This window comes from Phenylobacterium sp. CCH9-H3, assembly GCF_001557235.1.
GTDB lineage: Bacteria > Pseudomonadota > Alphaproteobacteria > Caulobacterales > Caulobacteraceae > Phenylobacterium.
This window is the reverse complement of record NZ_LSJI01000260.1, coordinates 22,009-30,465: the sequence shown is the minus strand read 5'-3', so window position 1 is coordinate 30,465 and position 8,457 is coordinate 22,009. Positions and strand designations below refer to the sequence as shown.

10 protein-coding genes and 1 pseudogene are annotated in these 8,457 nt (G+C 69.3%); 4 read left to right on the top strand and 7 right to left on the bottom strand.

Annotated elements, in window-relative coordinates; all coding sequences use genetic code 11:
• Window positions 1-814 (top strand): LysR family transcriptional regulator (locus tag AX721_RS22935; protein ID WP_068878291.1); only part of this gene is annotated, 814 nt, incomplete at its 5' end.
• 84 nt (window positions 815-898) lie between these two features.
• Here the strand turns inward: AX721_RS22935 and rplS are convergent.
• The 3 genes and pseudogenes from rplS to AX721_RS22920 all read right to left on the bottom strand — a co-directional run bounded on the left by rplS (window position 899) and on the right by AX721_RS22920 (window position 2,680).
• Window positions 899-1,306: a 50S ribosomal protein L19 gene (gene rplS, locus AX721_RS22930; protein WP_068878290.1), complete on the bottom strand. Its 408-nt coding sequence runs from the start codon at window positions 1,304-1,306 to the stop codon at window positions 899-901.
• Window positions 1,275-2,038 (bottom strand): annotated as a pseudogene (trmD, locus tag AX721_RS22925) (tRNA (guanosine(37)-N1)-methyltransferase TrmD). Before trmD ends, rplS begins: the two are co-directional and overlap by 32 nt.
• Window positions 2,039-2,056: 18 nt before the next feature.
• Window positions 2,057-2,680: a hypothetical protein gene (locus tag AX721_RS22920; RefSeq protein WP_156467342.1), complete on the bottom strand. Its 624-nt coding sequence runs from the start codon at window positions 2,678-2,680 to the stop codon at window positions 2,057-2,059.
• A gap of 84 nt (window positions 2,681-2,764) precedes the next feature.
• On the opposite strand from AX721_RS22920, the gene AX721_RS22915 reads away from it, so the two are divergent.
• Together AX721_RS22915 and AX721_RS22910 are read left to right on the top strand one after the other, a co-directional pair.
• Window positions 2,765-3,652: an acyl-CoA thioesterase II gene (locus AX721_RS22915; protein ID WP_068878287.1), complete on the top strand. Its 888-nt coding sequence runs from the start codon at window positions 2,765-2,767 to the stop codon at window positions 3,650-3,652.
• A gap of 247 nt (window positions 3,653-3,899) precedes the next feature.
• Complete coding sequence (locus tag AX721_RS22910) at window positions 3,900-4,772, top strand: acyl-CoA thioesterase II (RefSeq protein ID WP_068878286.1); 873 nt, start codon at window positions 3,900-3,902, stop codon at window positions 4,770-4,772.
• A gap of 27 nt (window positions 4,773-4,799) precedes the next feature.
• Here the strand turns inward: AX721_RS22910 and rimM are convergent, their stop codons facing one another.
• The 4 genes from rimM to AX721_RS22890 all read right to left on the bottom strand — a co-directional run bounded on the left by rimM (window position 4,800) and on the right by AX721_RS22890 (window position 7,822).
• On the bottom strand, window positions 4,800-5,306 hold the full coding sequence (rimM, locus tag AX721_RS22905; protein WP_068878285.1) for a ribosome maturation factor RimM: 507 nt from the start codon (window positions 5,304-5,306) through the stop codon (window positions 4,800-4,802).
• A gap of 11 nt (window positions 5,307-5,317) precedes the next feature.
• Window positions 5,318-5,863: a 30S ribosomal protein S16 gene (rpsP, locus tag AX721_RS22900; protein ID WP_068878284.1), complete on the bottom strand. Its 546-nt coding sequence runs from the start codon at window positions 5,861-5,863 to the stop codon at window positions 5,318-5,320.
• A 24-nt stretch (window positions 5,864-5,887) separates the two neighbouring features.
• Window positions 5,888-7,402, bottom strand: coding sequence for a signal recognition particle protein (gene ffh / locus AX721_RS22895; RefSeq protein WP_068878283.1), 1,515 nt, complete (start codon window positions 7,400-7,402; stop codon window positions 5,888-5,890).
• 165 nt (window positions 7,403-7,567) lie between these two features.
• Window positions 7,568-7,822: a hypothetical protein gene (locus tag AX721_RS22890; RefSeq protein ID WP_068878282.1), complete on the bottom strand. Its 255-nt coding sequence runs from the start codon at window positions 7,820-7,822 to the stop codon at window positions 7,568-7,570.
• On the opposite strand from AX721_RS22890, the gene AX721_RS22885 reads away from it, so the two are divergent.
• Window positions 7,821-8,444, top strand: a complete 624-nt coding sequence (locus tag AX721_RS22885; RefSeq protein WP_369796619.1) for a methylated-DNA--[protein]-cysteine S-methyltransferase — start codon at window positions 7,821-7,823, stop codon at window positions 8,442-8,444. The genes AX721_RS22890 and AX721_RS22885 overlap by 2 nt on opposite strands.
• Window positions 8,445-8,457 lie beyond the last annotated feature (13 nt).

Below are 8,457 nucleotides of genomic sequence, written 5' to 3'. Positions count from 1 at the left end.
CCGCCTGCGGCGGCTGACTCAGCCCACCCTCGGGCGGCACATCGACCAGCTGGAGCGCCAGCTTGGGGCGCCCCTGTTCCTGCGCAGCCCCCGAGGCCTGCAGCCTACCGACCTGGCCCTGGCGTTCCGTCCGCACCTGGCCGACATGGCGGCGGCCGCCGCAGCGGCGGGGCGCGATGCGTCCGGGGTCGCCAGCGGGGAGGGGGGCGTGGTGCGCCTCGCCGCCAGCGATATCATCGGCATCGAGGTGCTGCCCGATATCCTGTCGCGCTTCCGCCGCGCCAATCCCGGTGTCGACGTCGAGCTGACCTTGTCCAACAAGAACGAGGACCTGAACCGTCGCGACGCCGACGTGGCCGTCCGCATGTCCCGGCCAACGCAGAACAGCCTGGTGGCCAAGAAGGTGGGGGAGCTCAGCGTCGGCTTCTACGCGACGCCGGACTACGTCGAACGGCACGGCCTGCCGACCGACTTCGACGAACTCGCCGGCCACACCCTGATCGGCTTCGACCGCCAGTTCCCCGACATGGTCAACGACCTGTCCATCGGCCGGCCGATCACCCGCGACCTCTTCGCCCTGCGCACCGACAACGACGTGGCCCAGCTGGCGGCGCTGCGGGCGGGGTTTGGCATCGGGGCCTGCCAACGGCAGATCGGCGAACGTTTCGGCCTGGTGCCGGTGATGCCGGACGCCTTCTCGTTCAAGCTGGATATCTGGATCTGCATGCACGAGACCCTGCGGGGCAGCCCGCGCATGCGGCTGATGTTCGATCACTTGGCGCAGGAACTGGGCGCCTACGCCGCCAAGGCGTAGATTGGCGGCCCCGGCAGCGAGCATGAAAACGGCGGCCGGATCGTTCCGGCCGCCGCCTTGTAGTCTCGACGCTCGAAGGGGCCTTTAGGCCTCTTCGGTTTCCGGCGCGGTCTCGGCCGACTTGGCGGCCATCTGGCGCTCGGCGATCCGGGCCGACTTCCCGCGGCGATCGCGCAGATAGTACAGCTTGGCGCGACGAACGACGCCGCGACGCTTCACCTCGATGGAGTCGATGTTCGGCGACAGGATCGGGAACACCCGTTCCACGCCTTCGCCGAAGGAAATCTTGCGGACGGTGAAGTTCTCGTCGACGCCCTGGCCGGCGCGGGCGATGCAGACGCCCTCGTAGGCCTGGATCCGCTCGCGGTCGCCTTCCTTGATCTTCACGTTCACGCGGACGGTGTCGCCCGGACGGAAATCAGGGATCTTGCGCGTCGCCAGCAGGCGGTCGGCTTCTTCCTTACGGAGGGTTTCGATGATGTTGGCAGCCATTGTCGTCATCCTTACCGGGCTTCAATCGCCCTTTGCCTGTTGATTGGCGGTCCTGGCGTCCCAAAGGTCGGGTCGCCGCTCCCGCGTCGTCGCTTCCCGCTGCATCTGCCGCCACTTCCGGATATCGGCGTGGTGGCCGCTCAGCAGGACCTCGGGGATGTCGAGCCCTTCGAACGTCCGCGGTCGCGTGTACTGCGGATGCTCGAGGAGTCCGTCCTCGAAGCTTTCTTCACTGAGGCTCATCGCCTGTCCCAGGACCCCCGGAACCAGCCGTACGCAAGCCTCGATCGCCACCATCGCCGCCGCCTCGCCACCGGCGAGAACCGCGTCTCCGACGGAGACCTCCTCGACCCCCCGGGCGTCGAGCACCCGCTGGTCCACCCCCTCGAACCGCCCGCACAGGACGATCAGTCCCGGACCGGCGGCCCATTCCTTCACGCGCGCCTGGGTGAGGGGCCGACCCCGTGCGCTCATGTACAAAAGCGGCCGTTCCCGCCGCTCCACGCTGTCGAGCGCAGAGGCGATCACGTCCGCCCGCATCACTTGTCCCGGACCGCCACCCGCAGGGGTGTCGTCGAGGAAGCCGCGCTTATCTGTGGAAAAGCCCCGAATGTCCACTGTTTCCAACGTCCAGAGCGCGGCCTCTCGCCACGCCGTCCCGATCAGGGAGACGCCCAGCGGGCCCGGAAACGCGTCCGGAAACATGGTCAGCACTGTGCAGTCGAACGACATGGCGGGTGAAGGCGCTGGTCAGGGCCGCGACGTCAAGCCTCCGAAGAACCGCGCATAGTAGGTGTAGCGGTCCGCCAGGCGCTCGCCGCGGTCGATGCAGAGGGCGCCGCGGCGGCTGACGCAGGGGGTGTCGTCGTAGCGGACGCCGGCCTTCAGGCCGTAGGCCTCGGCCCAGGTGAAGTCGATCACGCCCCGCTCGGCCGGCCGAAAGCGGAAGCGCACGCCGTCCCGCTCGCCCGCGATCCAGCCCCGGCGGTTGGGAAGGCCGGCGATCCGGCCGTCGCGCACCTCGGCGGCGATGGCCTCGTAGGCCGGGCGGCGCGCCTGGAAATTCAGCCGCACGCCGAGGTCGTAGATCGGCGGGGCCAGGGGGATCAGGGCGCCGCAGAAGGTCATCAGGACGGTGGGCGCCAGCCAGCCGGTCACGGGCTCGCGCATCATGTGCCAGAAGCTCCAGGCCAGCAGCGCCGGCGGCGGCGCCACATAGAGCGCCAGCACCAGCATCGGCGCGACTGACGGGGGTGTGACCTCCATGAGCCGCGCGGCCGCCAGCATCACCGAGACGGCCAGCACCATCCACGCCACCAGCACGGCGGCGAGCCGCGTGCGCCACACGGGCCGGATGTAGGGTCTCTCTCCCATCACCTCAGGATGACGGTGCTCGCCATGCCCGCGCAAGGGCGGCTGCGCCTTGCCGCCGGGCGCCCCGCAGCGTAATCGGCGCCCATGAGTGAGCCCCAGACGCCGGAAGCCGAAGGCCAGGACGAGACGCTGGTCGAGACCCTGCAGCTCGAGCGGATCGAGATGAACCTGTTCCGGGGAACGACGCCGGACAACTCGCCCGGCCGGATCTTCGGCGGCCAGGTGATCGCCCAGTCGCTGCTGGCGGCGTACGAGACGGTCGAGGACCGCGTCTGCCACTCGCTGCACTGCTATTTCATCCGGCCCGGCGATCCGACCGTGCCGATCGTCTTCGAGGTGGACCGCAGCCGCGACGGTGGCAGCTTCACCACGCGCCGGGTGGTGGCGGTCCAGCACGGCAAGCAGATCTTCAACCTCGCGGCTTCCTTCAAGAATCCGGAGGAAGGTTTCCGTCACCAGGCCGCCATGCCCGCGGGCCCGCACTGGAGCGAGCTCAAGGACCAGATGGAGGTCATGCGCGAGCTGATGAAGGACGCGCCGGAGCAGGCCAAGCGTTGGCTCTCGCGGCCCATGCCCATCGAGATGCGGTCCAAGGACGCGCGCACCTACTGGCTGGACGGCCCGAAGGAGCCGGTGTCGCAGAACTGGTTCCGCTGCCGCTCGCCCATCGGCGACGACGCCCACATGCACCAGGTGATCCTGGCCTACGCCTCGGACATGAACCTGCTGTCGACCGCCATGCGGCCCCACGGGGTGCATTGGCAGACGCCGGGCTTCCAGTCGGCCAGTCTGGACCACGCCATGTGGTTCCACGCCCCGGCGGACTTCAACCAGTGGCACCTCTACGTCCACGACAGCCCCTCGGCGTCTGACGGCCGAGGTCTCATCCGGGGCCAGATCTTCGCCGAGGACGGGACCCTGGTGGCGTCCGTCGCCCAGGAAGGGCTGCTGCGGATGAAGACGCCGAAGTGAAACCTCCTCTCCCCCGACGCGAAGCGCGAGGGGAGAGGGTCGGGAGAGGGGCGACGCCGAGCGATCCGCTGGCCAGCTGGTCCAGCCATGATCCTCGCGGAACCTGGATCAGCAGCTGGGAGGCCGAGCCGCCCCTCTCCCTACCCTCTCCCCTCTCTCGCTTCCGCTCGGGGGGCGAGGAGGTTGCCGCCGTTACGCCGTCAGCGTAAGGCACGCGCCTTCGCGACCGCAGCAAATCGGGAACGCCATGACCGGCCAGACGCTCGCCGAAACGCTCAAGCTTGAGCGGCTGGAAGTGAACCTGTTCCGGGGCACGACGCCCGACGAGGAACAGCGCCAGCGGATCTATGGCGGCCAGGTGATCGCCCAATCGCTGCTGGCGGCCTATGAGACGGTCGAGGGCCGGGTCTGCCACTCGCTGCACTGCTACTTCATCCGGCCGGGGGACCCGTCGATCCCCATCGTCTTCGAGGTGGATCGCTCGCGCGACGGCGGCAGCTTCACCACCCGGCGGGTCATCGCCGTGCAGCACGGCCAGCAGATCTTCAACCTGGCGGCCTCCTTCCAGGTGGCCGAGGACGGCTATGAGCACCAGGCCGACATGCCCGACGCGCCCGGCTGGGACGACGTCGAGGGCGATGCCGAGATGCGCAAGCGGCTGCGCGCCGAGGCCCCGCCCGAGGACCAGGACTGGATCGACCGCGAGCAGCCGATCGAGATGCGCACTGTCGGCGGCCGCTTCGACGTCGCCGCGCCCGAGCCCCGCGAGCCGCGCCAGCAGGTGTGGTTCCGCGCCCGCCATCCCATCGGCGCGGACCAGCACATGCACCAGGTGATCCTGGCCTACGCCTCGGACATGAGCCTCCTGGGCACCGCGATCCGCCCTCACGGGGTAAGCTGGCGCACGCCCGGCTTCCAGTCCGCCAGCCTGGACCACGCCATGTGGTTCCACCGGCCGACCGACTTCAACCAGTGGCATCTCTATGTCCAGGAAAGCCCCTCGGCCTCCGGCGGGCGCGGCTTCAACCTCGGCTACATCTACCGCGCGTCGGACGGCGCCCTGGTGGCGAGCTGCGCCCAGGAAGGGCTGATGCGGATGCGCAAGCCGAAGGCGAAGTGATCCTCCCTCCCCATCAAGGGAGGGAAACTACTCCACCTCGTCCGGCTTCACGCCCACGACGACGCCGTCGGCGAGGCGCACCTCGGGGACGGCTTCGCGGGTGAAGGGGAGGTACCAGGTGGCGCCGCCCTCGGCGGGCGAGACCTCCAGCAGGTCGCCGGCGCCGAAGTCCTGGACGGCCTTGATGCGGCCCAGGGGCTCGCCGGAGGGACCCACGACAGCCAGGCCGACCAGGTCCGTGACGTAGAACTCGTCCTCGTCCGGTTCGGGCAGGGCGGCCCTCGGAATGTAGAGCTTGAGCCCGCGCAGGGCTTCGGCCTGTTCGCGGGTTTCGATTTCCTTGGCCCGGGCGACGATCCCGCCTTTGGCGGCGCGCCCGGAGGTGAGCGTGAGGCCGATCGAGCCGTCCTCACGCTTCAGATCCTTGTAGTCCAGCAGCGCCAGCGGTTCGGCCGTGAAGCTGGTGATGCGGACCTCGCCGCGGACCCCGAAGGCGCCCGCGACGCGGCCCACCTGGATGAGATCATCGCTCATCCAGAAACGCCTCAGGCCTGCTCTTCGCCTTCGGCCGCAGCGGCCGGAGCCTCTTCGGCGGGGGCTTCGGCGGCCGGGGCTTCTTCAGCGGCGGCTTCAGCCGCGGGCGCTTCTTCGGCAGCAGCTTCCGGAGCGGCGGCGGCTTCGGCCGGAGCTTCCTCGGCGACCGGCTCTTCGACCGGCGGCGGGTTGGCGGCGGCTTCGGCGGCGGCCGCGGCGCGGTCGGCTTCCTTCTGGGCCTTCTCCTCGGCGCGCTCGGTGGCCTTCTTGCCCGGCTTGCCCTTGTTCGGGTTGTTGCCGGCTTCCCACTTGGTCACGCCGATCTTGCCCAGCTCGCGGGCGACGCGGTCGGTCGGCTGGGCGCCCTTGGCCATCCATTCCTGGATGCGCTCGACCTTCAGGACGACGCGGTTCGGATCGTCCTTCTTGAGCAGCGGGTTGTAGGAGCCGACCTTCTCGATGAAGCGGCCGTCGCGGGGCGAGTGGCTGTCGGCGACGACGATCGAGTAGTAGGGGCGCTTCTTGGCGCCGCCACGGGCGAGACGGATCTTCAGCATTGTCGTAAGTCCTTGGTCTGAAAGCTATTTCTTGAAGGGATTGAAGCCCGGCGGCAGGCCGCCGCCGAGGCCGGGAAGTTTCGGCATGCCGCCGGGTATGTTCTTGAGCTTGGCGGCCATTTCCTCGAGCTGTTCGGGCGTGGGCTGCTGGCCGCCGGCGGCCATCTGGCCCAGCTTGCCCATGTCCATCCCGCCCGCGCCGAGCATCTTGGCCATCTGGCCGAAGCCCTTGCCGCCGTTCTTGCTCAGGGACTTGAAAGCGTCGGCCATCTGGCGGTGCTGTTTCAGCAGGCGGTTCACCTCGGCCACGTCGACGCCGGCGCCGGCGGCGATCCGGCGCTTGCGCGAGGCGGCCAGGATGTCGGGCTTCTTCCGCTCCTGCTTGGTCATCGACGAGATGATCGCCACCTGGCGGTCGAAGGTCTTGTCGGTCAGACCGCTCTCGGCGATCTGCTTCTTCATATTCCGCACGCCGGGCAGGAGGCCCATCATGCCTTCCATGCCGCCCATCCGCTTCATCTGGGCGAGCTGGTCGGCCATCATGTCGAGGTCGAACTGGCCCTTGGCCAGCTTCCTGGCCGTGGCCTCCGCCTTGGCCATGTCCAGTTCCTGGGCGGCCTTCTCGACCAGGGCGACCACGTCGCCGCGGCCCAGGATCCGTCCGGCCACGCGGGCGGCGTCGAAGGCGTCCAGGCCGTCGATCTTTTCCGAGACGCCGAGGAACTTGATCGGCAGGCCGGTGACGGCGCGCATCGAGAGCGCGGCGCCCCCGCGGCCGTCGCCGTCGGCCCTCGTCAGCACCAGGCCGGTGAGCGGCAGGCGTTCGTGGAAGGCCTTGGCGGTGCGGACGGCGTCCTGGCCGGTCAGGGCGTCGGCGACCAGCAGGGTTTCGGAGGGGCTGGAGATCTTCGCGATCTCGGCCGCCTCGCTCATCATCGCCTCGTCGATGGTCGTGCGGCCGGCGGTGTCGAGGATCAGGATGTCGAAGCCCTGCAGCTTCGCGGCCTGCATGGCCCGGCGGGCGATGTCGGGGGCCGACTGTCCGGCGACGATCGGCAGGAAGTTGGCGCCGGCCTGCTCGGCCAGCATGCCCAGCTGCTCCATGGCCGCCGGGCGGCGGGTGTCCAGCGAGGCCAGCAGGACCTTCTTGCGCTCCTTGACGAGGCGCAGGGCCAGCTTGCCGGCGGTGGTGGTCTTGCCCGAGCCCTGGAGGCCCGCCATCAGGATCACGGTGGGCGGGTTCAGCGAGAGGTTCAGCCCCTCGGGCTCGCCCTCGCCGCCCAGCATTTCGACCAAGCCGTCGTAGGTGATCTTGACCACCTGGTCGGCGGGGCGGACCGAGCGGATCACCGCCTCGCCAGTGGCGCGTTCCTTGGCCTTGGCGATGAAGTCCCGGACGACGGGCAGGGCGACGTCGGCCTCGAGCAGGGCCACGCGCACCTCGCGCATCGCCTCGTCGATGTCCTTTTCGGACAGCACGCCGCGGCCGGAAAGCCGGTCGAAGACTCCTGTCAGCCGATCTGTCAGCGCGTCGAACATCTAAGCTCCTTAAGCCCCAAACGCAGTCGACCCCCGTGGACGATTGCGTCGACGGGGGGCCTCGCCGCTCTCGTCCGATATGGTGGTCGGGGTCGTAGCGGTGGAGGGCGCTGACCAAGGTTGGCGCCGGAAGGGCGCGCTTATGCGCTCAAAGAGGGCAAAAGGTCAAGGAACGGGGTCTTCCCGCGCCCCGAGGTTCGTGACGCGCTCGCCCGAGATCGAGACCAGGGCGATGTCCAGGGTGATGAGGATCTCGTTGTCGGCGCGGTGGCTCACCCGGATTTCGCCGGCGCCCAGGGTCGAGGCGTCGAAGGTGATGTCGATGCGGCCGCCCGGGGCGACCCGTGCGGCCTGCGACCAGGGCTCGATGACCACCAGCGCCTCGTCGGCGCGTTCGTTGACGTAGGACAGGCGGGGCATGGCGATCTCCGATCCGAGGCGGATGTATGCGATCCATGTCCGAAAGCCGCCAGCGGTTATCGGCGAACGCGACTATCTTCCCCTCATGACGCGATACGCCATCTTCGAGACCGCCATCGGCCACGCCGGCATCGCCTGGGGCGATCAGGGCCTGGTCGGCGTCCATCTGCCCGAACGGAACCCCGAAACGGCCCGGGCGTCGTTCCTGCGACGGTTTCCCGAGGCTATCGAGGCCTCCGTCCCGCCCGAGCTCGACAAGACGGTCGAGGACATCCGCGCGCTGATGCGCGGGGAGAAGCCCGACCTCCTGGATGCGCCCATCGACCTGTCGCGTACGCCGGAGTTCCACGCCAGGGTCTATGAGATCGCCCGGGCGATCCCGCCGGGAGAGACCCTGACCTACGGCGAGATCGCGGTGAAGCTGGGCGACAAGCTGCTGGCGCGGGACGTCGGCCAGGCGCTCGGCAAGAACCCCTGGCCGATCGTCGTCCCATGCCACCGCGTGACGGCGGCGGGCGGCAAGCCGGGCGGATTCTCGGCGCGGGGCGGCGTGAACACGAAGCTGAAGCTGCTGGGCATCGAGGGCGCCAAGGCGGCGGCGCAGGCGGACCTTTTCGCTTGAGCCCTGCCGCGCG

Excerpts from the sequence above, each read along its gene's own strand:
- rplS (WP_068878290.1), bottom strand. The coding sequence starts at position 1,306 with ATGGCTGCCAACATCATCGAAACCCTCCGTAAGGAAGAAGCCGACCGC.
- AX721_RS22920 (WP_156467342.1), bottom strand. The coding sequence starts at position 2,680 with ATGGGAGAGAGACCCTACATCCGGCCCGTGTGGCGCACGCGGCTCGCC.
- AX721_RS22915 (WP_068878287.1), top strand. The coding sequence starts at position 2,765 with ATGAGTGAGCCCCAGACGCCGGAAGCCGAAGGCCAGGACGAGACGCTG.
- AX721_RS22910 (WP_068878286.1), top strand. The coding sequence starts at position 3,900 with ATGACCGGCCAGACGCTCGCCGAAACGCTCAAGCTTGAGCGGCTGGAA.
- rimM (WP_068878285.1), bottom strand. The coding sequence starts at position 5,306 with ATGAGCGATGATCTCATCCAGGTGGGCCGCGTCGCGGGCGCCTTCGGG.
- rpsP (WP_068878284.1), bottom strand. The coding sequence starts at position 5,863 with ATGCTGAAGATCCGTCTCGCCCGTGGCGGCGCCAAGAAGCGCCCCTAC.
- ffh (WP_068878283.1), bottom strand. The coding sequence starts at position 7,402 with ATGTTCGACGCGCTGACAGATCGGCTGACAGGAGTCTTCGACCGGCTT.
- AX721_RS22885 (WP_369796619.1), top strand. The coding sequence starts at position 7,821 with ATGGCGATCTCCGATCCGAGGCGGATGTATGCGATCCATGTCCGAAAG.
- AX721_RS22890 (WP_068878282.1), bottom strand. The coding sequence starts at position 7,822 with ATGCCCCGCCTGTCCTACGTCAACGAACGCGCCGACGAGGCGCTGGTG.